This is a genomic window from Flavobacterium endophyticum (assembly GCF_003634455.1).
Lineage (GTDB): Bacteria > Bacteroidota > Bacteroidia > Flavobacteriales > Flavobacteriaceae > Flavobacterium > Flavobacterium endophyticum.
In genome coordinates, this window is sequence record NZ_RBLC01000004.1 from 30802 (window position 1) to 53367 (window position 22566).

A 22566-nucleotide genomic window follows, 5' to 3' on the forward strand; every position below is an offset into this window, starting at 1 on the left:
ACGAGACAAAATAGTCTCGAATTATTTTTCAAAAATAAATTATTTTTTGGCGTATCCTAATATTTTTAGAACATCTTCTGAACTTTGTTGCTCAGAAAAAACTTCTGTCGCCAAAATTCCATTTTCATCGCGATCAATCAAAATGTGTTTTGGCTGTGGAATCAAGCAGTGATGCAATCCTCCATAACCTCCAATGGTTTCTTGGTAAGCTCCTGTATTGAAAAATCCAATATATAAAGGCTTTTCTTTATTGTATTTTGGCAGATAAATCGCGTTCATGTTCTGCTCAGAGTTGTAATAATCATCGCTATCGCATGTCATTCCTCCTAAAAGGACTCTTTCATATTGGTCGTTCCAGCGGTTTACAGCCAGCATGATAAAACGCTTGTTTATAGCCCAAGTATCAGGAAGCGTGGTGATGAAAGACGAATCAATCATGTTCCATTTCTCTCTATCGTTTTGCTGTTTTTGGTATAACACCTGATAGATTGCCCCGCCGCTTTCGCCAACTGTAAACGAACCAAATTCGGTAAAAATGTTTGGAACGTCAACTTCTGCCTCGTCACAAGCAATTTTAATCTGATTGATAATTTCGTCAATCATGTATTGGTAATCGTACTCAAAAGCTAGAGAATTTTTTATTGGGAATCCTCCTCCGATATTAAGACCGTCAAGAGTAGGGCATTCTTTCTTAAGAGCGATATATACTTTGATACATTTTACAAGCTCATTCCAATAATAGGCATTATCATTAATACCAGTATTGATAAAGAAGTGAAGCATCTTAAGCTCCAGATTTTTATTTTCCTGAATCTGCTTTTTGTAAAAGTTTACGATGTTTTTATACCCTATTCCTAATCTTGAAGTATAAAACTCAAATTTAGGTTCTTCTTCCGCAGCAATCCTGATTCCAATTTTGAATTTTCCTTTTATTTCAGCTTGAAGAAGATCCAATTCTTCATAATTATCGATAATCGGAATAGCATTCTTGTGGCCATTATTGATTAGTCGTGCAATATTGGTAATATATTGGTCTCTTTTGAAACCATTACAGATTACATAAGTACTCTTATTGATCTTACCGTTTTCCAATAAGTTTTCGACAATATTGATGTCAAAAGCCGATGAAGTTTCGATATGGATGTTGTTTTTAAAAGCCTCATTCATCACAAATTCAAAATGAGAACTTTTAGTACAATAGCAATAGTAATATTTTCCTTCGTATTTGTTTTTTTCCATCGCTTTTCTGAACCAACCTTTTGCTCGGTTGATATTGTTGGAAATTTGAGGAAGATATGTAAATTTTAAAGGCGTGCCGTATTGCTCAACAATTTTCATAAGGTCAATGTTGTGGAACAAAAGGTTGTCTTTATTTAGTTTGAACTCGTCTTGAGGGAAATAATAAGTTTGGTTGATTAGATCAAAATATTTTGTATTCATTTATTTGTCAGGATTTTAAATTAAAAATAAGAAAAAATAATTTTTTAATCTAAAGTTCAAACCCTAATATTTGCATAAATGATTGGCAACTTTTCCTGGTATGTATTGGAGTATTGAAAAATATCAAAATTTAAGATGCTTTTTATGCCAAAAGAACCTTTCAGGAAATACTGAAAAGCTGCTTTGTTTTCGCTACCGCAGGCGGAAAAAGGAATCGCGTTTTGACTTTTTTTCATTGGGGCAAATGTAAAAAATATTATAACTGATATGCAACGATTTTTATTAAAAATATATTAAGAATTGTATTCTAAAAACGAATCTACAATAAGTTCATTATCAATGATTTGTCCTGTTTTTATATTTCCGATTCCATCAAGAAGTGCAAATTGGATTGTTCCGTATTCATTTTTCTTGTCATGAACAAGTAATTCCAGTATGGGTTGCAGGTCTTTTTCTTCAAAAACGATGCGTTCAAAAATTGCATCAATCCCTGTCTTTATTTCTTCGTATTCTTCTTCAGAAATTAGATTTCTTTTTAAGGAGATATAGCTTTCAAGTATCATTCCTGCTGCAATCGCTTCGCCATGGAGTAACGTGGTTTTGTTTTCATTTTCAAGGAAATAACCTTCGATTGCATGTCCTAAGGTATGTCCGAAATTTAACGATTTTCGGATACCATTTTCTTTAGGATCTTGCATTACAATCGTGTTTTTTATTTCAACTGACTGATAAATTAAAGTATCTAAATCGTCTGTATTTAAGTTGTTTAAGTCTAAAAATAAAGACCAATATCTTTTATCAAAAATCAGTCCGTGTTTTAGCATTTCGGCTAGTCCTGAACGCATTTCGTTTTGAGGAAGTGTGGCTAAATAATGCGTATCGATCAAAACCATTTGCGGTACGTTTATAACGCCGATCTGATTTTTAAGATTTCCTAAATCGATACCGTTCTTTCCTCCAACGGAAGCATCGACCATTGCTAATAATGTGGTAGGAACATTGATAAAATCGATTCCTCTTTTAAATGTCGAAGCCACAAAACCTCCCATATCGGTCACGACACCGCCACCTACATTAATTATAAGGCTTTTTCTGTCGGCGCCCAGTTCTGTCAACACATTCCAAAGCTCGATACAAGTTTCTATATTCTTATTGCTTTCGCCTGGTTCAAATTCGACAATCTCAATATTTAAGTCCGTTTCAAGATTAGGAAGAAATAGAGGAAGGCAGTGCTCATTGGTATCGCTATCGGCAAAAATAAAAATGGCAGAGTATTTATTTTCTGCAAGATGCTTGTTTAATGCTTCGTAGGCGTTTTCATTAAAATGTATCGGGTAGCCGTTAGCTTGGATTGATTTCATCAAGGTATTTTTTCGTGCCATAAAAATTAAGCAGTATTCGTATGAGAATACCCAGTCATATTAGTAGTTATGGCAAATTGTTTATTTCTAACTTTTAAAAGGCAAAATAAGGCAATTTTTAAGAAAAAATCACTTAGCTCTATTTATATTTGCAGCATTATTAAACAAACGAATGGAAAAGATTTTCAACAATACACAAGTTGCTTTTGCGCTAAAGAGTGATACTGAACTTGATAGGGCTTATTTTCTTTTTAAAATGATTGCATCGGAACCTTTGGTACGAATTGGTACGGCAGTTACAAATTTTGCCTTAAAGGCACATTTACCAGTGGAAGGTCTGATTAGGGCTACAGTTTTTGATCATTTTTGCGGAGGCGTAAACGAAGAAGACTGCCTGTCAGTCGTAGATAAAATGTTTACGAAAGGCGTTTCGTCTGTTTTAGATTATTCTGTTGAAGGAAAAGAAGAAGAAGAGCAGTTTGACCAAGCATTAGAAATGACCCTAAAAACCATCGAATTTGCAAAAGAAAGACTTGCTATTCCTTTTGCTGTTTTTAAGCCGACTGGCTTTGGAAGGTTTGAATTGTACGAAAAGCTAGGAGAAGGAAAAACTTTTTCTGTGGAAGAAGCTGCAGAGTGGAAGCGTGTAGTTGAACGATTTGATTTAGTGTGCAAGACAGCGCATGCGAAAGACGTGGCTTTACTGATTGATGGTGAAGAAAGCTGGATGCAAGATGCAGCAGATGATTTGGTACTGGAAATGATGCGTAAGTATAATAAGGAAAAAGCAATCGTATTTAATACGTTACAGATGTATCGTTGGGATCGATTGGATTATTTGAAAAAGATCCACGAAATAGCAAAAATCGAAAATTTCTATATCGGAATGAAGCTGGTTCGAGGCGCCTATATGGAAAAAGAAAACAAACGCGCTGAAGAAAAAGGCTATATTTCTCCGATTTGTATTTCGAAAGAAGCTACCGATATCAACTATGACGATGCAGTGATGTATATGGTGGAACATTTAGAAAAAATGTCAATTTTTGCAGGGACTCATAATGAGGAAAGCTCCTATAGGCTAATGAAGCTTATGGATGAAAACGGAATTGAAAAAGGCGATCACAGAGTTTGGTTCGGACAATTGTATGGAATGAGCGATAATATCAGCTATAATTTAGCATCTAATGGCTATAATGTTGCCAAATATTTGCCGTTTGGTCCCGTAAGGGATGTGATGCCGTATTTGATTCGTAGAGCTGAAGAAAATACTTCCGTTGCAGGACAGACCAGCAGAGAACTAAATCTTATTAAAACAGAAAGAGATAGGAGGAAAGGGAAATAAACTTTCTTTTAGATTACAAAACAAAGCCGGCTTCTAAGAAACCGGCTTTGTTGTTTTATTTAGCAAAGATTGGACGTGCCTAAACTTACAGCTGTTTATTTTTTTGCTATGATATTTATATTGAATTCGATAGAATCTGATATAGTTTGATCAGCTAAAAGATCATAGAATTTTCTCGATTTATAGCGAATATCCCATGCTGTTCGATCAATGACTAATTTGCCATTCATTTTGACAATACTATCCTTAACTTCGATTTTGGCTGGAAAACTAACTGGGTGTGTAATATTTTTAATGGTCAAGTTTCCAGTAACTCTTTTATTCTCACCATTTATTGGTATGGCTTTGCTAAGTACAATTGTAGAAAAGGGGAATTTTTCAACATCGAAAAAATCAGGATCTTTTAAGTGCTTAATAAGGCCATCATCACTCTTATGGGCTTCGTCTTCAATCGTATTCATGTCGACTTCAGCTGTACCACCTATAAGTTGGCCGTTTTCAATTATCAATTTTCCTTTTGATATAGAAATATACCCTGTGTGAGTGTTTAAGCCATTTAACGTTCCACCTTTCCACATTATAATACTTTCTTTTGGATCTATTGTGAAATATTCTTCATTTCCAACGTGTAGGGATACGGAATTCGCCAAAGTATTGTTTTTATTTTCCTCTTTTACAGTTCCATGGCAACCGAAGAGTAAAGGAGTGATAATTAAAATTAAGTAATTGATTGATAGATTGTTGTTCATACTGCAAAATTTATTGATTAATAATTGATTAAATGATTTTAAAACGAGGTATACATATTATTACTGACTGGTTGCATCTTAAAAACTTGTGAGGGTCTTTCCTTCATAGTGCGAAGCTACTTTGAAATTTTTCAGCTTAAGAGATCTGAATTGTAAATAAAATTGTAAACTTTGTAAATAAAAACTTGACACTATGCATCATAGTCGAAATCACCTCTTTGGAAAACGCAAATACCTATTCGGATTGATATTACTTTTGTTTGTCTCAGTAATCTGCGTGGCTTTCAGTACGGAGGATAGTAACGATTTTGATATAGCCAAAAGAGAAGTTTTGCTCCGTAAAATCGGACATGAGTTACTTTTACAATCGGGAGACAATACTTCAAGAGTACTTCCTGTAAAAAAGATCGCCGAAAATGAGTACCAGATTACGTTTGAGAATGATCTAACTTTTCAACCGGACTCGCTAATGAATACTACTAGGCGTTTTTTAGACAAAGCTCCGCTCGTAGGTGATTATATTGTTAACGTTCTGAACTGTAGTAATGGCAGTGTAGCTTATGGGTATGCTATATCAAAAAATAAGGAAGATGAGATTGTAGCCTGTACGGGAAGAAGTCAACCCAGAGCATGTTATATAATCAATATTAAATTCAAACCAACTGGTATAAATACAGCTAAGAATGGGTACCTTCTGGCCAGCCTGCCATTTTTAGCATTTGTCGGTTTTGTTTTTTTTAAATCGGTTAAACCACGAAGAGTTTTGCGTGACAATCATCACACGAATAAGTTCACTTTAGGCTCGGTGCTGTTTGATGCGGAAAATAAGAAACTCTTCATAAATGAAAAGACAATAGATCTGACTGGAACTGAAACTCGTGTATTGCTCATTTTTGCGTTGTCTCCCAATGAAACCATAGAGAGAAGCCGACTGCAAAAAGAAATCTGGGAAGATGATGGTGTTATTGTGGGGCGTAGTCTGGATATGTTCATATCAAAGCTTAGAAAAAAATTGGAAATTGATCCAAATATAAAAATTGTTGTTATACGCGGTAAAGGATATAGGCTTGAAATTAGCTCTTAAAAAAAGTTTGTTTAGTAGTTTTACAAAATGAAAAAAGCCGAAACTTTCGTTTCGGCTTTTTTGTGGGCGATGAGGGATTCGAACCCCCGACCCTCTGGGTGTAAACCAGATGCTCTGAACCAACTGAGCTAATCGCCCTGATTGCGAGTGCAAATATACACGAACTATTTGTATTTGCAAGGTTTTCTGTCGCTTTTTTTAATCTTTTTTTATCTCCTTTAAAATAACTTTGTCAGAGTAATTGACCATTGAAACCGTAATAGGTTCACCTTTAGTGTTTTTTCCTTTGATAAAATAAATTTTTCCGTGCTCAAAGGGCTTATTGCTAATTGAAAAATCTACATCGCCATATTGCATGCAATTCTTCACGTCTTGTAAGGTTACCCAATTTTCTTTTAATATTGCTTCAGATTCTGGAGAATAATGCATCGGCTTGCTTCTCAAATCCTGTAAAACACGGCAGTTTGGGAAATAGCAGAAATTTACATTTCTTGATTCGGCTTTTGCTTGAAGGAAATAAACGACGATTATGGTTCCTAATAATAATCCTCCTAAATAATAGGCAAGGCGCTGTGAAAACTTCATTATATCTTAATTTTGGCGCAAAGATAAGATTAAAAAACAATTAAATTGATGTCGCTTCCTGGCAAATCAAACCAATCTCCGATAGCTTTGTTGGTTAAAATGCCATGATATAAATATACGCCGTTTTTTAATCCTTTATTGCAGCGAATGGCACTTTCTATACCACCATCTTCGGCAATTTGTAATAAATAAGGCGTAATGATATTGCTAATAGAAAGCGAAGCAGTTTTTGAGTACCTTGAAGGAATATTTGGTACACAGTAGTGGATTACATTATTTTTGATAAAAGTAGGCTTTTCATGCGTAGTAACTTCAGAAGTTTCGAAACATCCGCCCGTATCGATACTGACGTCGACAATTACGGCTCCTTTTTTCATGTGTTCTACCATGGTTTCTGTTACAACGACTGGGCATCGGTCTTTTCCTCTCATGGCTCCGATGGCGACATCACATCTACGTAGCGCTTTTAGTAGTGACTTGGGCTGTATGGTGGAAGTGAAGATTCTTTGATTCAAGTTGTTTTGTAATCTTCGCAATTTTGTGATGGAATTGTCAAAAACCTTTACGTTGGCACCTAATCCGATGGCGGTTCGCGTTGCAAATTCTGCTACGGTTCCAGCGCCAATAATTACGACTTCGGTGGGAGGTACTCCTGTAATATTGCCAAACAACAAGCCTTTTCCGAATTGATTGTTAATCATCAATTCTGCTGCAATCAAGATAGAACCTGTCCCTGCTATTTCACTTAGCGATTTTACAGCAGGATAGGAGCCATCGTCATCTTTTATAAATTCAAAAGCAAGGGCTGTGATTTTCTTTTTGGCCAGGGCTTCAAAGTATTCTTTTTTTCGGGTTTTTATCTGTAGGGCCGAAATGACAAGTGAATTGCTATTCATCATTTCGATTTCTGCAATCGTCAAAGGCTCGACTTTTAACACCATCGGGCATTTGAATACTTTTTTTGTGTCTTGAGTAATTTCAGCACCAGCATCGCTATATTCTTGGTCGGTATAGCTTGAGCTTTCGCCTGCGCCAGCTTCGATTAAGATGCGATGTCCATGGGAAGTTAAGGAATTCACAGCATCCGGTGTCAGGCAAATTCGACGTTCCTGATAGGAAGATTCTTTAGGTATTCCAATAAACAGGTCGCTTTTTTTGCGTGCAACTTCCAGTTTTTCCTCTTGAGGCATCAACTGTTGTTTTGTAAAGGGTGTGAATGACATATTTCCTGCTGTGAATTAAAGGTCTAAGTTAAGAAAAAGTTGTGAAGTTGCAAGAACTCAATGCTATAAAAATTAATAACCCTGCTAAGGCACGAAACGCAAGCAGGGCTAGCAATAATTCTATTTTAAGGTAAGCTTTCTCTTTCCGTCTTTTCCGACTTTTATAGTAACGGTCGAATGTTCTGATGGAATAAGACTCGGAATCTTTTCAGCCCATTCAATAAAGCACCATTCGCCAGAATAGAGATATTCGTCAATCCCCATGTCATAAGCTTCGCTTTCGTTATTAAGTCGGTATACGTCAAAATGATAGACAATTTCACCTTTATCAGTTTCGTATTCGTTTACTAATGAAAAAGTAGGGCTGGAAGTCGCATTCGAAACTCCCAATGCTTTAGAAAGCGCCTTAATCATAGTTGTTTTTCCGGCGCCCATATCGCCGTGAAACAATACAACTTTATGTAATTTTTGAGACAGTATTTTTTGAGCTGCTTGATGGATTTCTTCAAGCGTGAATTGTATTTCCATTTATTTAAAATCTATTTTGGGTTGAACACCAAAAACGGAATAATCATTTCTTCGAGGGAAATTCCGCCATGCTGGTAGGTGTTTCGGTAATAGCTGACATAATGATTGTAATTGTTGACGTAGGCCAAAAAGTAATCATTTTTTGCAAAAATATAAGAACTGCTCATATTTATAGCAGGCAGCTGGATACTTTTCGGATCTTTTACAGCGTATACGTCCTTGTCTTCATAGGTCAAGCTTCTTCCTGTCTTGTAGCGAAGGTTTAGGCTGGTATTTCTGTCGCCAATAACTTTTGACGGATTTTTTACGTTAATTGTTCCGTGATCGGTTGTCAAGATGAGACGAAAGCCCATCTGTTGTGCTTGCTGGATGATTTCTAAAAGCGGTGAATTTTTAAACCAGCTCAAGGTAAGAGAACGGTACGCTTTATCATTGGAAGCCAATTCTTTAACTACATCCATTTCTGTTTTGGCATGGGAAAGCATGTCAACGAAATTATAAACAACTGTTACCAAGTCGTTATTTTTTAAAGTCTTGAAATTATCAACAAGTTTTTTGCCGCCAGCAAAATTCGTAATCTTAAAGTAATCCTGCTTGATATTCATTCCAAGGCGACGCAATTGTTCTGTCAGGAATTCGGCTTCGTATAAATTTTTTCCGCCGTCTTCTACATCATTTTTCCAATATTGTGGGTATTTCTTCTCCATTTCCAATGGCGTCAATCCAGAAAAGATAGCATTTCTAGCATACTGTGTTGCTGTAGGAAGTATGGAGAAAAACGGCGTTTCTTTTTCTAATTTGTAATGATTGCTAACCACGCTTTCAAAAGCCTTCCATTGATCGTATCGCAAATTGTCGATTACGACGAATAGGATAGGGCGGTCCTTTTTCTTCAATTCAGGAAGGACGAGTTCTTTGAAAAGCGTATGCGACTGCACAGGTTTATCAGCTTTTGGCAAGAACCAATCTTCGTAGTTGCGCTCGATGAATTTTCCAAATTGTGAATTTGCTTCGACTTTTTGGGATTCTAAAATCTCAAACATGCTTTGGTCGTCAATATTTTCAAGCTCCAATTCCCAATAAAGTAATTTTTGGTAGAGTTCTATCCAGTCTTCATAAGAATTAACCATCGATAATTCCATAGAAATTTTTCGGAATTCTTTTTGGTAATCGAGCGTAGTTTTTTCAGAAACCAACCTAGTATTGTCTAGGTTCTTTTTAAGGCTCAAAAGAATTTGGTTAGGATTTACGGGCTTGATCAAATAATCTGCAATTTTTGATCCGATGGCCTCTTCCATGATATATTCTTCCTCACTTTTCGTAATCATGATTACAGGAGTAGCAGATTTTTTTTCTTTCATTTCCGAAAGCGTTTCCAAACCGCTCATTCCAGGCATGTTTTCATCTAGGAAAACGATGTCAAAATTGCCTTCTTCAAAGATATCGATGGCATCGCGTCCGTTATTGCATGTGGTTACATCGTAGTTTTTTTTCTCAAGAAATAATATGTGTGGCTTGAGCAGATCAATTTCGTCATCAACCCAGAGTATCTTTATTTTGTCCATATTTTAGGGTGTAGTTATCTTAGCTATTATGTCGCAATTTAACACTTTTGTCATTCGAATATCTTAAAATTTATGTAAAATAAACGTGCTAAATGGACAACGATATTTTCAAAGAATTATTGAGGATAAAACAAAAAATATTGCTGTATTTTCAACTTTTAAAACAGTAAAGCGCTAGATTGATATTTTCTAGCATGTAAAAATGATTATAATTCATTTAAATCTAGTATTTTAATTTGTAGTTATTGGTTTTTTTTGTAAATTTGAGAGGATAATTTACTTTATTAACTTAAATCTCAGCAATCATGGACACGAACAGCAAAAAAACAATTGAGGAATGGGATGTAGAATGGTTTGGTGGAAATTCTACCGTTGCCTTCAACAATATGCAAAATCTGAAGTATCTTGAATCTGAAGAATTCAATCAAAAAGCAAAGGTAATGTTTGAAAAATCCCTAGAAGAAGATCATGTAGATTATAGGCCCCATTCTTTTACCAGATCCTCTTTGAGAACACCGGAAGCTAGAGTAATTACTGAAAATACTCCAGATAGATAAGCCAAAGCGAATCTAAGAATGTAAGATATGCTAAGTATCAGATCTGATAGTATTATTTCTTGTGCTATAATTGAAACTATAAAAAAGAGGCTCACTATTTATGTGAGCCTTCTCTTTTTACTTGACGTAAGTGCTATCACTTACGACATTATTTTTTTGTTGGTTGCTGTCACTTGCACTGCCATCGTCACAATTGCTGCAGCTTGCTATAAATGCCCATGACAATAATAGCAAGGAAGAAATGAGTTTCATTGAATTTTTCATAAGATTTTGTTTTTGTTTCTTCCAAGTTATAAAATCATAAAGCTTGTTATTTTATATTTAAATAAAATTTTTTTATACAATTTTTAGCATTAAAAAAGGTCTCCTGAACTACTAGGAGACCTTTTTCTTCAATACTCTAAATAGAAAGCTATTTATTTCTTGGTTTTTTAACAGGTTGTACGCCAGTAGTGCTGTCTTTTCTCACAGGCGACAATTTGTCGGGATTCACTTTCGTGTAATTTTTTGACTGTCCTTTATCTTTCGATTTCTTTTCAGCTTCTATGGCATCATCATTTTTCTTCTTTTCAGCATCAATCCGAGCAGCTCTTTCTACTTCCGACTGAGTATTTCTTGGTGGTTGTTGCTGTATTTGGTCCTGATCTGGCTGTTGGTCATCGACTTTGTCAACTTGTGCTGAAGCAAATCCAATGCTTGCAAAAAAGGCAGCGGTTATTAATAACTTTTTCATGATTTCTTTTTTTTAGCTTTTTTGTATATTTAAAGTTACGTCATAAAAATGTATTCTTAACTCTTTTGCATTTCAATTAACTGCAATTTAACTGCCTATCCTAAATAGTGTTAATTATAGGATTTTAGTTGAAAACTGCCTAACTTGCTTATATTTGTACTCCAATTTTAACAACAGTGAGCCATACCAATAAATTAAAGATATTTAATGATCCTATTTATGGATTTATAACTATCCCGGATACGCTTTTATATGATTTGATTCAGCATCCTTATTTTCAAAGGTTGCGTAGAATCTCGCAGATGGGATTGTCCTATTTGGTATATCCAGGTGCGCACCATACTCGTTTTCACCATGCTTTGGGTTGCATGCACATTATGCAAAAGGCAGTGGAAGTGCTTCGATATAAAGGGGTCCTTATTTCCAATGAAGAAGAAAGAGCTTTGTACGTTGCCATCTTGTTGCATGATATTGGACATGGGCCTTTTTCTCATGCTATGGAGCATAGTATCGTAGAAAATGTTAACCATGAGGCCATATCCATGCTCTTTATGAACAAGCTAAATGAAGAATTTGGTGGACAGCTTACTTTGGCCATACAAGTTTTTAAAGGCGAATATCATAGGAAATTCATGCTGCAACTGATTTCAAGCCAATTGGACATGGATAGGATGGATTATTTGAAAAGAGATAGCTTTTATTCAGGCGTTGCTGAAGGAAATATCAATTCCGATCGTCTGATTCAGATGATGAACGTGGTTGACGATGTTTTGGTAATTGAAGAAAAAGGAATCTACTCGGTCGAAAAATTCCTTATGGCAAGAAGGCTAATGTATTGGCAGGCCTATTTGCATAAGACAAGCCTTGTTGCCGAAAATATGCTCGTTAGGGTGCTAAAGAGAGCAAAAGAACTAGCTCAGAAAGGAACAATTTTGTCAGGCAGTGAACCATTGTTGTATTTTATGCAACATAAGGTTGAATTAGATGATTTTGACGATGCTGTTTTAGAAAAATTCTCGCAATTAGACGATTCAGATATTATTTCAGCATTAAAAGCATGGCAGCACCACAACGATTTTATATTGAGTGCTCTAAGTAAAATGATTATCAACCGTGACTTGCTAAAAATCAAGCTCAACAGCGAAAAATATACGCCAGAAGATGTAGAAGAATTAAAGTCAAAATTGGCTAACTTTTATCGAATTTCACAGCAAGAAGCTTCTTATTTTATATTCAAAGGAAAAATCAAGAACCAAGCCTATAACAAAGATGTAGAGCCTATCAAAATATTAAAGAAAGACAAGACGATTGAAGATGTCGTAGAAGCTTCAGACCAGCTAAATTTAAAGGCGCTCTCGAAGCCTGTAACCAAATATTTTATTTGTTTTCCAAAAGTACTTGCGGAAAATTCATAAATAAAATCAAATTTTTATATTTTTGTCAAGATGAAATTCACAGCAGAACAAATAGCAGGCATTTTAGAGGGTGAAGTAGTGGGGAATCCCAATGCGGAGGTTTACAAGCTGTCAAAAATCGAAGAAGGTTCAGAAGGTTCCTTGACATTTTTGGCCAACCCTAAATACCTTAATTATATTTATACGACTCAAGCAACGATTACGATTGTAAACACTACATTTATTCCTGAGTCAGAAATTACAACTACACTTATCAAGGTAGAAGATGCCTATAAATCATTTTCCAAACTATTAGAATACTATAATCAGGTAAAGCTGATGAAGTCAGGTATTGAACAGCCTTCTGTAGTTTCCGAAAATGTAACCTACGGTGAAAACCTTTATTTGGGAAGTTTTTGTTACCTTGGAAAAAATGTGACTATTGGCGAAAACGTAAAGATTTATCCTAATAGTTTTATCGGCGATAATGTATCTATAGGTGACAATACTATTATTTTTGCAGGAGCAAGAATATATTCCGAAACTGTAATCGGTAAGAATTGTACGATTCATTCAGGTTCTATCATCGGTTCTGACGGATTTGGCTTTGTTCCGAATGAAGAAGGAATATATAGCAAAGTGCCTCAAATCGGGAATGTTGTCATCGAAGACAATGTCGATATTGGATCATGCACAACCATAGACAGAGCGACTTTAGGATCTACCGTAATCCGAAAAGGCGTAAAGCTGGATAACCAGATACAAATTGCTCATAATGTCGAAATTGGTGAAAATACGGTTATTGCCGCCCAAACAGGTGTTGCCGGTTCAACTAAAATAGGAAAAGGCTGCCAAATAGGCGGACAGGTTGGTATTGCAGGGCATTTGGTAATAGGGGATGGTGTAAGAATCCAAGCGCAATCTGGAATTGGAAAAAACATCAAAGAAGGAGAAGTAATCCAAGGAAGCCCGAGCTTCGGATATTCCGATTTTAATAAATCGTATGTCCATTTCAAAAACTTGCCAAAAATTGTATCCGATATAGAAGCATTAAAAAAACAAATAACAAACGAAAATAGCATAAACAATGGTTAAACAGAAAACCATCAAGAATGAAATCTCGCTAACAGGTGTGGGATTGCATACTGGGAAAGATGTAAAAATGACTTTTAAGCCTGCTCCAATTAACAATGGTTTTACATTCGTAAGAGTAGATTTAGAAGGACAGCCTATTATTGAAGCAGATGCCAATTACGTAGTAAATACACAGCGAGGCACTAATTTAGAAAAAAAAGGAGTAAAAATTCAAACTTCTGAGCATGTCTTGGCAGCGTTCATTGGCTGTGATATTGATAACGTTATCATTGAATTGGATGCTTCTGAACCGCCGATTATGGACGGTTCTTCTAAGTTTTTTGTTGAAGCTATCGAAAAAGCAGGAATCGAAGAACAAGACGCAGAACGTAACGTATATGTCGTAAAAGAAGTTATTTCTTATACTGACGAAGCTACCGGAAGTGAAATTTTGGTAATGCCTTCAGACGATTATCAAGTCACTGCAATGGTAGATTTCGGCACCAAAGTTTTAGGTACGCAAAATGCTACTATGAAAAGCATTGCCGATTTCAAGACAGAAATTGCGGATGCTAGAACGTTCAGTTTCTTGCACGAACTTGAAGCTTTATTAGAAAACGGACTGATTAAAGGCGGCGATTTAAACAATGCCATCGTTTATGTCGATAAAGAAATTTCTGAAAGCACTATGGAAAACCTAAAAGTGGCTTTTGGAAAAGAAAAGATATCTGTAAAACCAAACGGAATTTTAGACAACCTGACTTTGCATTATCCTAATGAAGCTGCCCGTCACAAATTGCTTGACGTTGTTGGTGATTTGGCTTTAATCGGAACGCGCATTAAAGGGAAAATTATTGCAAACAAGCCTGGACATTTTGTAAACACGCAATTCGCTAAAAAAATGTCTAAAATTATCAAGATAGAACAAAGAAATCAAGTTCCTGTTTTCGACTTGAACCAAGAGCCTCTGATGGACATTCATAAAATCATGAGTATTTTGCCTCACAGGCCGCCATTCTTGTTCATCGACAGGATTATCGAAATGTCTGACACGCACGTTGTAGGACTTAAAAACGTGACAATGAACGAAAGCTTCTTCGTAGGGCATTTCCCTGGAGCGCCTGTAATGCCAGGTGTTATCATAGTTGAAGCTATGGCTCAATCAGGAGGAATCTTGATATTGAGTTCTGTTCCAGATCCTGAAAACTACCTAACTTATTTTATGAAAATCGACAACGTAAAATTCAAGCACAAAGTATTGCCTGGAGATACCCTGATTTTCAAATGCGATTTGATTTCTCCGATCAGAAGAGGAATCTGCCACATGCAAGCCAATGCTTATTCTAACGGAAAGTTAGTAGCAGAAGCCGAGCTAATGGCGCAAATCGCAAAAATTAACTAAAAAGAAATTTATGAATCAACCATTAGCATACGTTCACCCTGGCGCAAAAATCGCTAAAAATGTTGTAATAGAGCCGTTCACTACAATCCATAATAATGTAGTAATTGGCGACGGAACCTGGATTGGTTCTAATGTTACAATCATGGAAGGCGCTAGAATAGGGAAGAACTGTAATATATTTCCAGGTGCCGTAATTTCTGCAGTACCGCAAGACTTAAAATTTGGAGGTGAAGATTCACTAGCTATTATCGGCGACAATTCAACAATAAGAGAATGCGTTACCATTAATAGAGGCACAATTGCTTCTGGACAGACTGTGATTGGCAAAAATTGTTTGGTCATGGCCACTGCACATATTGCTCACGACTGTCATATCGGCGACAATGCAATTATCGTTAACGGTGTAGCATTGGCAGGTCACGTCACCGTTGGTAATTATGCAATTATTGGAGGTCTGGCGGCGGTGCACCAATTCATCAATATTGGAGACCATGCTATGATTTCTGGCGGATCTTTGGTTAGAAAAGACGTACCTCCTTATACTAAAGCCGCAAAAGAACCGCTTTCTTATGTAGGAATCAATTCAGTAGGTCTGAGAAGAAGAGGCTTTTCAACAGAAAAAATCAGAGAAATTCAAGAGATTTACAGAATTTTATACCAGAAAAATTACAATACAACCCAAGCTTTGGGAATTATTGAGGCTGAAATGGAAGCAACTCCAGAAAGAGATGAAATTATTCTGTTTATCAGAAATTCATCAAGAGGAGTAATGAAAGGATATACAGGGATTTATTAGTTCCCAAGAATAAAAATTTTACAAAAAACGAAATAACAAACAAACAAAATGGCAAGTACTGCAGACATCAGAAACGGATTGTGTATCAAATTCAACCACGATATTTATAAAATTATTGAATTCCTTCACGTAAAGCCTGGAAAAGGACCAGCTTTCGTCAGAACAAAATTAAAAAGCTTGACTTCAGGTAAAGTTTTGGATAATACTTTTTCTGCGGGACATAAAATTGATACTATTCGTGTTGAAACTCATACGTTCCAATTTTTATATGCTGAAGGAGATGAATTTCACTTTATGAATGCTGAATCTTTCGAACAAATTTCTTTGAATAAAAATGTCTTGGACGCTCCAGACTTATTAAAAGAAGGTACTAACGTAATGATTCAGATTAATACTGAAACTGACTTGCCGCTTTCTGTAGATATGCCGGCTTCAATCATTTTGGAAGTGACCTATGCGGAGCCAGGCGTTAAAGGAAATACGGCTACTAATGCAACAAAACCTGCAACTGTAGAAACTGGAGCATCTGTAAACGTTCCTTTGTTTATCAACGAAGGTGACAAAATTAAAATAGATACGGCTACAGGAGCCTATATGGAGCGCGTAAAAGAATAATTAATTGGTATATTTGGAAATGAGATAGCTTGATAGTTATCTCATTTTCTTATTGCTATAATTTCTAATGAGACGACCAATATGAAATTCCCTAAAATACAAACGTTACAAGAAGTTGCCGAAATTATCGACAGCAAATATATTGGCGATCCAAATTTTGAGGTTCATGGGATGAACGAAATTCATGTCGTGGAACCTGGAGATATTGTCTTTGTCGATCATCCAAAATATTACGACAAAGCATTACAATCTGCGGCTACTATTATCTTGATCAATAAAGAAGTAGAATGTCCAGAAGGAAAAGCATTGTTGATTTCCGATGATCCGTTCAGGGATTTTAATACACTTACAAGGCATTTTAGGCCGTTTAGAGCTATAAATACTTCCATCTCTTTGAGTGCTACTATTGGCGAAGGAACCTATATTCAACCTAATTGTTTTATTGGAAACCATGTCAAGATTGGCAAAAATTGCATCATCCATTCCAATGTTTCTATTTACGACCATACAGTAATAGGCGATAACGTGATTATTCATGCTGGAACTACTTTGGGAGCCGATGCATTCTATTATAAAAAACGCCCAGAAGGATTTGATCAATTGCTTTCTGGCGGAAGAGTTGTTATCGAAGATAATGTCGGAATTGGAGCACTTTGTACAATTGACAAAGGAGTTACTGGCGATACCACTATCGGAGAAGGAACAAAAATAGACAATCAGGTACATGTAGGGCACGATACGGTAATAGGAAAAAGATGTCTTATCGCAGCACAGACAGGAATAGCGGGTTGTGTAAAGATTATGGATGAAGTAACTTTATGGGGACAAGTAGGCGTAATAAGCAGCATTACCATTGGAGAAAAAGCTGTTGTCATGGCCCAAAGCGGAGTTACAAAATCAATAGAAGGAGATAAGGTCTATTTCGGAACTCCTATCGATGAAGCTCGTGAAAAACTGAAGCAGTTCGCCAACGTCAAGAAAATACCAGAAATTCTCAATAAATTGAAACAATAATGACAGCAAAGGAAATCGTACAGAATTTTTATAAGTCAGATGCACTTTTAGATGAAAATATCATGGAATCTTCATTGCATCCTGAAGTTATTTTAGATTGGAATAGTTCGAAAGGCTTCTTGCAGATGAACCGATCTGAAATTCTGGCTTTGTCAGCAGAACTTCGCGTCGCTTACATAAGATCAAAAATTAGGATCAGCCATATCTTAGAAGAAGGAAACCTCGTTTCTGTCCGATATTCTCACTATGTAAAGACATTTGAAAATCCAAGAGAAGAAATGCTTTTAGCCCATTTTATGGTAATCTGGGAAATAAAAGACAACAAACTCTACAGAGGATTCCAGATGAGCCAATTGTCTTGATTTCATTAAATATTTTCAGCCTAAAAACTTTCCCATTAGGCTTCAAAACCTTACTTTTGCATCACCATTTCAAAAAATAAATTTAAAAAATATATTATGAGCGTTTTAGTCAATAAAGATTCTAAAATAATTGTTCAAGGTTTTACAGGAAGCGAAGGAACTTTTCACGCTTCTCAAATGATTGAATACGGAACAAACGTTGTAGGTGGAGTAACTCCAGGAAAAGGAGGAACGACACATTTAGATCGTCCGGTTTTCAACACAGTTAAAGATGCTGTTGACCAAGCTGGAGCTGACACAACAATTATTTTCGTACCGCCAGCCTTTGCTGCTGACGCAATTATGGAAGCTGCTGATGCAGGAATCAAAGTTATCATCACGATTACAGAAGGAATTCCTGTTGCAGATATGATCAAGGCTTACGCTTATATTCAAAATAAAGAATGTCGTCTAATCGGACCAAACTGCCCAGGTGTAATCACTCCAGGTGAAGCTAAAGTAGGTATCATGCCAGGCTTCGTCTTCAAAAAAGGTAACGTTGGTATCGTTTCTAAATCAGGAACTTTAACATATGAAGCAGCTGACCAAGTAGTAAAACAAGGTTTGGGAATTACTACAGCAATCGGTATCGGAGGAGATCCAATCATCGGAACTACTACAAAAGAAGCTGTTGAATTATTGATGAACGATCCAGAAACAGAATGTATCATCATGATTGGTGAAATCGGAGGGCAATTAGAAGCGGATGCTGCTAAATGGGTAAAAGCTGACGGTAACAGAAAACCAGTTGTTGGTTTTATCGCTGGTGAAACTGCTCCGAAAGGAAGAACAATGGGCCATGCTGGTGCTATTGTTGGTGGTGCTGACGATACAGCGGAAGCTAAAAAACGCATCATGAGAGAAAACGGAATCCACGTTGTTGACTCTCCGGCAGAAATTGGTAAAAAAGTAAAAGAAATTATGGGATAATTTTCCGTAAAACGATATAAAAAGCCTTGCAAAAACTGCAGGGCTTTTTTATTTATTGGAATTTTGTTTCTCTTTTTTAATATTTTACAATGTTTGATTTTTTTCATAAATTTAAAAGATGAAAAAAGCCTTTCCGCCATTAGTAAATCAAAATTCTAAAATCTTAATTCTCGGAACAATGCCAGGCGAAAAATCTTTGGAATTGCAAGAATATTATGGAAATAAAGGAAACAGTTTTTGGAAATTACTTTTTACATTATTTGACCAACCTTTGCCAGCAACGTATACTGAAAAGAAACAATTATTAGAAGAAAACGACATTGCGCTTTGGGATGTTTTGGCCTACTGCGAAAGAACCGGAAGCCTTGATAGTAACATCAAGAACGAAAAAGCGAACGATTTTGAAAGCTTCTATAAAAAATATCCAAGTATCAAACATGTCTTTTTCTCCAGCAAAAATGCTTCTAACTTCTATGATAAATATGTAGGAAGAAGAAAAGACATACAATACACAATTCTTCCTTCGCCAAGCGGTGCTAATGCTTCTAAAAGCTTTCTGCAGAAATTAGAAGAGTGGGAAGAAATCATGGAAGCCTTGAATTAGCTCATTTTCCGAAAAAAATCTTTTTTAATTAAATTTGTAATCTATTAGAAGTTTAAAAATTAATTTGTGACTGACAAAATTAACACCTTTGCAACCGAAAGACTGAGTTTCTACCAGCGCTTTTCACTTACTTTACAATTGGTAAGTTTTAGTATTATTGTTTGTGTTGTTATAATGTTTTTTTCTAAGTATGACATGATAAAATTATTTTTAGCTTTAGGAATAATCTATCTTTTTATCACCCTATTGGTATCAATTCACAGATCAGTAACCTATATTTATGAAATTCAGATTGATGCTAACAAAATTAGTGTTTTAGGACAGCAATACAATAAAAATTGGATTACAGAAATTGAAATTAAAAATTTAGATATATTTATAAGAAAAAAATATACTAGAGTTAGTTGCTATTATTATTTAGTCATTAAATCGCATGATAATAAAAAGTTTGTAGTGAATAAATTATTTAACTGGAATTATTTTATACTCTATAAATTATATGAGGAATTCAAGAAAGCTAAATCTGAAAAAATAAATTTTGAAGAAAAATACTTGCTAGAGGGTATTGAGAAAAAGGCGAAAGATGAATTCCAATGGAGAAATTAAATTTCTAGAAACTATAACCCATAATAATAAAAAAAATGTCAAACATAGATTTAATTATAGAAGAAAGACCACGCGATATCGGAGATTTTTTAGTCGGAAGATTATTGCCTTTTCGTAAAAAAAGAATGGTAGGGCCGTTTATTTTCATTGACCATATGGGGCCTACAAAAATGGGACCCGAGCATTATATGGATGTCGGACAGCATCCGCACATTGGTTTGGCAACTCTAACTTTTTTGCTAGAAGGAGAAGTCATGCACAAAGACAGTATTGGAACAGAACAAAAAATCGCTCCAGGCTCTGTCAACTGGATGATTGCAGGAAATGGAGTGACACATACAGAAAGAACTCCAGAAGAACTACGACATGGTTCCGAATATATGATGCATGGTTATCAGATCTGGGTGGCGCTGCCAAAAGATAAAGAAGATATGGAGCCTGAGTTCCATCATTTTGACAGAAATGATTTGCCGCGCTGGAAAGACGAAACAGCCGAATTTACTTTAGTAGCTGGAAAAGGCTATGGAAAAGAATCGCCAGTTCCGGTACATTCTGAATTGTTTATGGTTGAAATAAAAACTCAAGATGAATACTTGCTACATACTGAAGGTCAATTGTTTGGTGAAATCGGTATTTGTGTTGTTGAAGGTGCCATTCAAGCCTGTGAACATCATGTAGAAAAAGGTAATATGCTCGTGTCAAAATTAGATGATGCTTGTTCAATGACGCTACTGCCAAATACACATATTATTCTATTTGGTGGCCAACAGCTTCCAGAAGAGCGTTTTATTTACTGGAATTTTGTTTCTTCCAGCAACGAAAAATTAGAAGAAGCAAAAGAACGATGGAGGAAAAAGAGCTTTCCAAAAGTTAAAGGAGATGATAGTTATGTCATGATGCCTGAAGCTCAATAAATAAATTTACAATAATTTAAAAGCCTCTTGATTGATAATTCAATCAAGAGGCTTTATTTTTATAAGACCTTCATTTTTAATATGTTTCTTGCTTTAAATTGATAAAAATAAATATCTTCTTGAATATAATTTATTTTAAGCTTTATCTTTGCCTCCGTTATCACGAATCTCATAAAGAGATAGCAACCTGCAACAACAAGCAAGGTGCTAAAACGATAAGCCAAATCCTTTGGAAAAAATGTTGTCATCACACTTTCTTTTCGGTTTGCTTATCGTCGTGAGCTTTATTAATTTTTAAGCTATCGATGATGAAACATCTCAAAATTCAAGGTTCTGCCTTTGCCTTATTACCTTTTTTTGTATTTATTTTTACTTTCCTCGGAGCAGGAATTGTCCTAAATGATTTTTATGCTTTGCCTTCGCCAGTGGCTGTCACACTTGGAATTATTGTTGCATTTATAATTTTCAAACATTCCACAGAACAAAAAATAGATACTTTAATTCAGGGTTGTGGCAATAGCCAAATCATTACAATGTGTCTCATTTATCTGTTTTCTGGAGCTTTTGCTGCAGTCACGCAAGCCATGGGAGCCGTAGATGCAGTCGTGAATTTAGGAATCAATAATATCGATACAGAATATTTCCCCCTAGGGATATTTCTCATCGCTTCCTTTCTATCAACTGCGACAGGGACATCTGTTGGTTCAATCGTTGCTTTAGGACCCATCGCAATCAGTTTGGCAGATAAAAGCGGTGCCTCGATGCCATTAATTGCAGGATCTTTATTAGGAGGTTCTATGCTTGGCGACAATCTTTCTATTATTTCTGATACGACAATCGCAGCTACACAGTCGTTAGGCTGCGAAATGCGGGACAAGTTTAAAGTCAATCTCTTTATTGCTTTACCCGCTTCAATTATCACTATTGTTTTGCTGTTTTATTTGGGATTGAATACTGAGGTAAATTCAGTTGCTATGCAAAAAGAAAACTACGAATTGATTGCCATTCTGCCTTACATTCTTGTGATTGTCCTCTCAGTCACTGGTGTAAACGTCTTCACTACATTGCTGATTGGAATCTTAGTTGCTGGAGTTATAGGCTTTGCAGGAAACGATTTTACTCTTTTGGACTTTACGCAAAAAATCTACGAAGGTTTTCTCAGCATGACAGACATTTTTCTCTTCTCAATGTTAACAGGAGGTCTTGCGGCTCTGGTCGAAAAAGCGGGCGGTATCGATTACGTATTACGAAAAATCAAATCTAAGATTAAAAGCAAGAAATCAGCCCAAATGGGAATCGGAGCTTTAGTTAGCATTACTAATTTAGCTATAGCAAACAACACCGTTTCTATAGTAATTACGGGAGCTGTAGCCAAAGAAATTAATGACGAATATAAATTAAGTCCAAAAAAGACTGCCGCAATCCTAGATATTTTCTGTTGTATTGTCCAAGGAATCCTTCCCTATGGAGCACAAGTCTTGCTTATTTTAAACTTTGCAAAAGGAAAATTAAATGTAATCGAACTAATTTCAAATGCATGGTACATTTACATTTTGCTGCTATTTACGATAATCGCAATTTATAGCACTACTTGGGATAAAAGGATTAATAAATTCCTGAAAGTTTAAAGAGATACCTTACGTCATTGC

Annotated in this window: 23 protein-coding genes, 1 tRNA gene and 1 riboswitch; of the genes, 15 read left to right on the plus strand and 9 right to left on the minus strand. The window is 35.8% G+C overall.

All coding sequences use genetic code 11. From position 1 onward, the window contains the following. Positions 1–39: 39 nt before the first annotated feature. Both CLV94_RS13230 and aroB read right to left on the minus strand, forming a co-directional pair. Positions 40–1440 carry a type III PLP-dependent enzyme domain-containing protein gene (locus tag CLV94_RS13230; protein ID WP_121376978.1) on the minus strand — a complete coding sequence of 467 codons (1401 nt, stop codon included), beginning with the start codon at positions 1438–1440 and terminating at the stop codon, positions 40–42. A 293-nt stretch (positions 1441–1733) separates the two neighbouring features. Then, entirely contained in the window at positions 1734–2801 is a 1068-nt protein-coding gene (gene aroB, locus CLV94_RS13240; protein ID WP_121376980.1) for a 3-dehydroquinate synthase, read from the minus strand. A gap of 172 nt (positions 2802–2973) precedes the next feature. Between aroB and CLV94_RS13245 the strand changes: the two genes are divergently transcribed. After that, on the plus strand, positions 2974–4143 hold the full coding sequence (locus CLV94_RS13245; protein WP_121376981.1) for a proline dehydrogenase family protein: 1170 nt from the start codon (positions 2974–2976) through the stop codon (positions 4141–4143). 95 nt (positions 4144–4238) lie between these two features. Here CLV94_RS13245 and CLV94_RS13250 read toward each other — a convergent pair whose 3' ends face one another. Next, positions 4239–4892 (minus strand): YceI family protein, encoded by a 654-nt coding sequence (locus CLV94_RS13250; RefSeq protein WP_121376982.1) that lies wholly within the window; start codon positions 4890–4892, stop codon positions 4239–4241. 193 nt (positions 4893–5085) lie between these two features. Here CLV94_RS13250 and CLV94_RS13255 point away from each other — a divergent pair, with 193 nt between their 5' ends. After that, positions 5086–5976, plus strand: coding sequence for a winged helix-turn-helix domain-containing protein (locus CLV94_RS13255; protein WP_121376983.1), 891 nt, complete (start codon positions 5086–5088; stop codon positions 5974–5976). A gap of 63 nt (positions 5977–6039) precedes the next feature. On the opposite strand, the gene CLV94_RS13260 is transcribed toward CLV94_RS13255, so the two are convergent. The 5 genes from CLV94_RS13260 to porX all read right to left on the minus strand — a co-directional run bounded on the left by CLV94_RS13260 (position 6040) and on the right by porX (position 9877). Next, positions 6040–6114, minus strand: a tRNA-Val gene (locus CLV94_RS13260). Between the two features lie 60 nt (positions 6115–6174). Further along, positions 6175–6561 carry a DUF4258 domain-containing protein gene (locus CLV94_RS13265; protein WP_121376984.1) on the minus strand — a complete coding sequence of 129 codons (387 nt, stop codon included), beginning with the start codon at positions 6559–6561 and terminating at the stop codon, positions 6175–6177. Between the two features lie 29 nt (positions 6562–6590). Continuing rightward, on the minus strand, positions 6591–7784 hold the full coding sequence (locus tag CLV94_RS13270) for an alanine dehydrogenase (RefSeq protein WP_121376985.1): 1194 nt from the start codon (positions 7782–7784) through the stop codon (positions 6591–6593). 120 nt (positions 7785–7904) lie between these two features. Beyond that, a complete protein-coding gene (tsaE, locus tag CLV94_RS13275) occupies positions 7905–8312 on the minus strand; it encodes a tRNA (adenosine(37)-N6)-threonylcarbamoyltransferase complex ATPase subunit type 1 TsaE (RefSeq protein ID WP_121376986.1) in 408 nt (135 codons plus the stop codon). An 11-nt stretch (positions 8313–8323) separates the two neighbouring features. Beyond that, the gene (gene porX, locus CLV94_RS13280) at positions 8324–9877 is read right to left on the minus strand and encodes a T9SS response regulator signal transducer PorX (protein WP_121376987.1); all 1554 of its coding nucleotides are present in this window, start codon (positions 9875–9877) and stop codon (positions 8324–8326) included. Positions 9878–10182: 305 nt separating this feature from the next. Between porX and CLV94_RS13285 the strand changes: the two genes are divergently transcribed. Beyond that, on the plus strand, positions 10183–10434 hold the full coding sequence (locus CLV94_RS13285) for a hypothetical protein (protein WP_121376988.1): 252 nt from the start codon (positions 10183–10185) through the stop codon (positions 10432–10434). Positions 10435–10846: 412 nt separating this feature from the next. On the opposite strand, the gene CLV94_RS13290 is transcribed toward CLV94_RS13285, so the two are convergent. Next, entirely contained in the window at positions 10847–11167 is a 321-nt protein-coding gene (locus CLV94_RS13290; protein ID WP_121376989.1) for a hypothetical protein, read from the minus strand. A gap of 176 nt (positions 11168–11343) precedes the next feature. Here CLV94_RS13290 and CLV94_RS13295 point away from each other — a divergent pair, with 176 nt between their 5' ends. The 12 genes from CLV94_RS13295 (at position 11344) to CLV94_RS13350 (ending at position 22545) form a co-directional block, all read left to right on the plus strand. After that, entirely contained in the window at positions 11344–12582 is a 1239-nt protein-coding gene (locus CLV94_RS13295; protein WP_121376990.1) for an HD domain-containing protein, read from the plus strand. 30 nt (positions 12583–12612) lie between these two features. Further along, positions 12613–13656 (plus strand): UDP-3-O-(3-hydroxymyristoyl)glucosamine N-acyltransferase, encoded by a 1044-nt coding sequence (lpxD, locus tag CLV94_RS13300; protein WP_121376991.1) that lies wholly within the window; start codon positions 12613–12615, stop codon positions 13654–13656. Then, the gene (locus tag CLV94_RS13305) at positions 13649–15037 is read left to right on the plus strand and encodes a bifunctional UDP-3-O-[3-hydroxymyristoyl] N-acetylglucosamine deacetylase/3-hydroxyacyl-ACP dehydratase (RefSeq protein ID WP_121376992.1); all 1389 of its coding nucleotides are present in this window, start codon (positions 13649–13651) and stop codon (positions 15035–15037) included. The genes lpxD and CLV94_RS13305 overlap by 8 nt, the downstream gene beginning before the upstream one ends. 10 nt (positions 15038–15047) lie before the next feature. Beyond that, positions 15048–15833 carry an acyl-ACP--UDP-N-acetylglucosamine O-acyltransferase gene (lpxA, locus tag CLV94_RS13310; protein ID WP_121376993.1) on the plus strand — a complete coding sequence of 262 codons (786 nt, stop codon included), beginning with the start codon at positions 15048–15050 and terminating at the stop codon, positions 15831–15833. 48 nt (positions 15834–15881) lie between these two features. Further along, positions 15882–16448 (plus strand): elongation factor P, encoded by a 567-nt coding sequence (gene efp, locus CLV94_RS13315; protein WP_121376994.1) that lies wholly within the window; start codon positions 15882–15884, stop codon positions 16446–16448. Positions 16449–16529: 81 nt separating this feature from the next. Beyond that, the gene (locus CLV94_RS13320) at positions 16530–17462 is read left to right on the plus strand and encodes a UDP-3-O-(3-hydroxymyristoyl)glucosamine N-acyltransferase (protein ID WP_121376995.1); all 933 of its coding nucleotides are present in this window, start codon (positions 16530–16532) and stop codon (positions 17460–17462) included. Next, the gene (locus CLV94_RS13325) at positions 17462–17824 is read left to right on the plus strand and encodes a nuclear transport factor 2 family protein (RefSeq protein ID WP_121376996.1); all 363 of its coding nucleotides are present in this window, start codon (positions 17462–17464) and stop codon (positions 17822–17824) included. The genes CLV94_RS13320 and CLV94_RS13325 overlap by 1 nt, the downstream gene beginning before the upstream one ends. 96 nt (positions 17825–17920) lie before the next feature. Then, on the plus strand, positions 17921–18793 hold the full coding sequence (gene sucD / locus CLV94_RS13330) for a succinate--CoA ligase subunit alpha (protein ID WP_121376997.1): 873 nt from the start codon (positions 17921–17923) through the stop codon (positions 18791–18793). A gap of 118 nt (positions 18794–18911) precedes the next feature. Next, positions 18912–19397, plus strand: a complete 486-nt coding sequence (locus CLV94_RS13335; protein WP_121376998.1) for a DNA-deoxyinosine glycosylase — start codon at positions 18912–18914, stop codon at positions 19395–19397. A gap of 66 nt (positions 19398–19463) precedes the next feature. Then, positions 19464–20003 carry a hypothetical protein gene (locus CLV94_RS13340; RefSeq protein WP_147406630.1) on the plus strand — a complete coding sequence of 180 codons (540 nt, stop codon included), beginning with the start codon at positions 19464–19466 and terminating at the stop codon, positions 20001–20003. Positions 20004–20038: 35 nt separating this feature from the next. Further along, positions 20039–20917 carry a pirin family protein gene (locus tag CLV94_RS13345; RefSeq protein ID WP_121377000.1) on the plus strand — a complete coding sequence of 293 codons (879 nt, stop codon included), beginning with the start codon at positions 20039–20041 and terminating at the stop codon, positions 20915–20917. A 152-nt stretch (positions 20918–21069) separates the two neighbouring features. Continuing rightward, positions 21070–21166: riboswitch (SAM-I-IV-variant riboswitch) on the plus strand. 59 nt (positions 21167–21225) lie between these two features. Beyond that, positions 21226–22545: a Na+/H+ antiporter NhaC family protein gene (locus tag CLV94_RS13350; RefSeq protein WP_317125122.1), complete on the plus strand. Its 1320-nt coding sequence runs from the start codon at positions 21226–21228 to the stop codon at positions 22543–22545. The last annotated feature ends 21 nt before the right edge of the window (positions 22546–22566 follow it).

Coding starts and splice junctions, on each gene's coding strand:
- CLV94_RS13230 (WP_121376978.1), bottom strand. CDS start 1,440: ATGAATACAAAATATTTTGATCTAATCAACCAAACTTATTATTTCCCT.
- aroB (WP_121376980.1), bottom strand. CDS start 2,801: ATGAAATCAATCCAAGCTAACGGCTACCCGATACATTTTAATGAAAAC.
- CLV94_RS13245 (WP_121376981.1), top strand. CDS start 2,974: ATGGAAAAGATTTTCAACAATACACAAGTTGCTTTTGCGCTAAAGAGT.
- CLV94_RS13250 (WP_121376982.1), bottom strand. CDS start 4,892: ATGAACAACAATCTATCAATCAATTACTTAATTTTAATTATCACTCCT.
- CLV94_RS13255 (WP_121376983.1), top strand. CDS start 5,086: ATGCATCATAGTCGAAATCACCTCTTTGGAAAACGCAAATACCTATTC.
- CLV94_RS13265 (WP_121376984.1), bottom strand. CDS start 6,561: ATGAAGTTTTCACAGCGCCTTGCCTATTATTTAGGAGGATTATTATTA.
- CLV94_RS13270 (WP_121376985.1), bottom strand. CDS start 7,784: ATGTCATTCACACCCTTTACAAAACAACAGTTGATGCCTCAAGAGGAA.
- tsaE (WP_121376986.1), bottom strand. CDS start 8,312: ATGGAAATACAATTCACGCTTGAAGAAATCCATCAAGCAGCTCAAAAA.
- porX (WP_121376987.1), bottom strand. CDS start 9,877: ATGGACAAAATAAAGATACTCTGGGTTGATGACGAAATTGATCTGCTC.
- CLV94_RS13285 (WP_121376988.1), top strand. CDS start 10,183: ATGGACACGAACAGCAAAAAAACAATTGAGGAATGGGATGTAGAATGG.
- CLV94_RS13290 (WP_121376989.1), bottom strand. CDS start 11,167: ATGAAAAAGTTATTAATAACCGCTGCCTTTTTTGCAAGCATTGGATTT.
- lpxD (WP_121376991.1), top strand. CDS start 12,613: ATGAAATTCACAGCAGAACAAATAGCAGGCATTTTAGAGGGTGAAGTA.
- CLV94_RS13305 (WP_121376992.1), top strand. CDS start 13,649: ATGGTTAAACAGAAAACCATCAAGAATGAAATCTCGCTAACAGGTGTG.
- lpxA (WP_121376993.1), top strand. CDS start 15,048: ATGAATCAACCATTAGCATACGTTCACCCTGGCGCAAAAATCGCTAAA.
- efp (WP_121376994.1), top strand. CDS start 15,882: ATGGCAAGTACTGCAGACATCAGAAACGGATTGTGTATCAAATTCAAC.
- CLV94_RS13320 (WP_121376995.1), top strand. CDS start 16,530: ATGAAATTCCCTAAAATACAAACGTTACAAGAAGTTGCCGAAATTATC.
- CLV94_RS13325 (WP_121376996.1), top strand. CDS start 17,462: ATGACAGCAAAGGAAATCGTACAGAATTTTTATAAGTCAGATGCACTT.
- sucD (WP_121376997.1), top strand. CDS start 17,921: ATGAGCGTTTTAGTCAATAAAGATTCTAAAATAATTGTTCAAGGTTTT.
- CLV94_RS13335 (WP_121376998.1), top strand. CDS start 18,912: ATGAAAAAAGCCTTTCCGCCATTAGTAAATCAAAATTCTAAAATCTTA.
- CLV94_RS13345 (WP_121377000.1), top strand. CDS start 20,039: ATGTCAAACATAGATTTAATTATAGAAGAAAGACCACGCGATATCGGA.
- CLV94_RS13350 (WP_317125122.1), top strand. CDS start 21,226: ATGAAACATCTCAAAATTCAAGGTTCTGCCTTTGCCTTATTACCTTTT.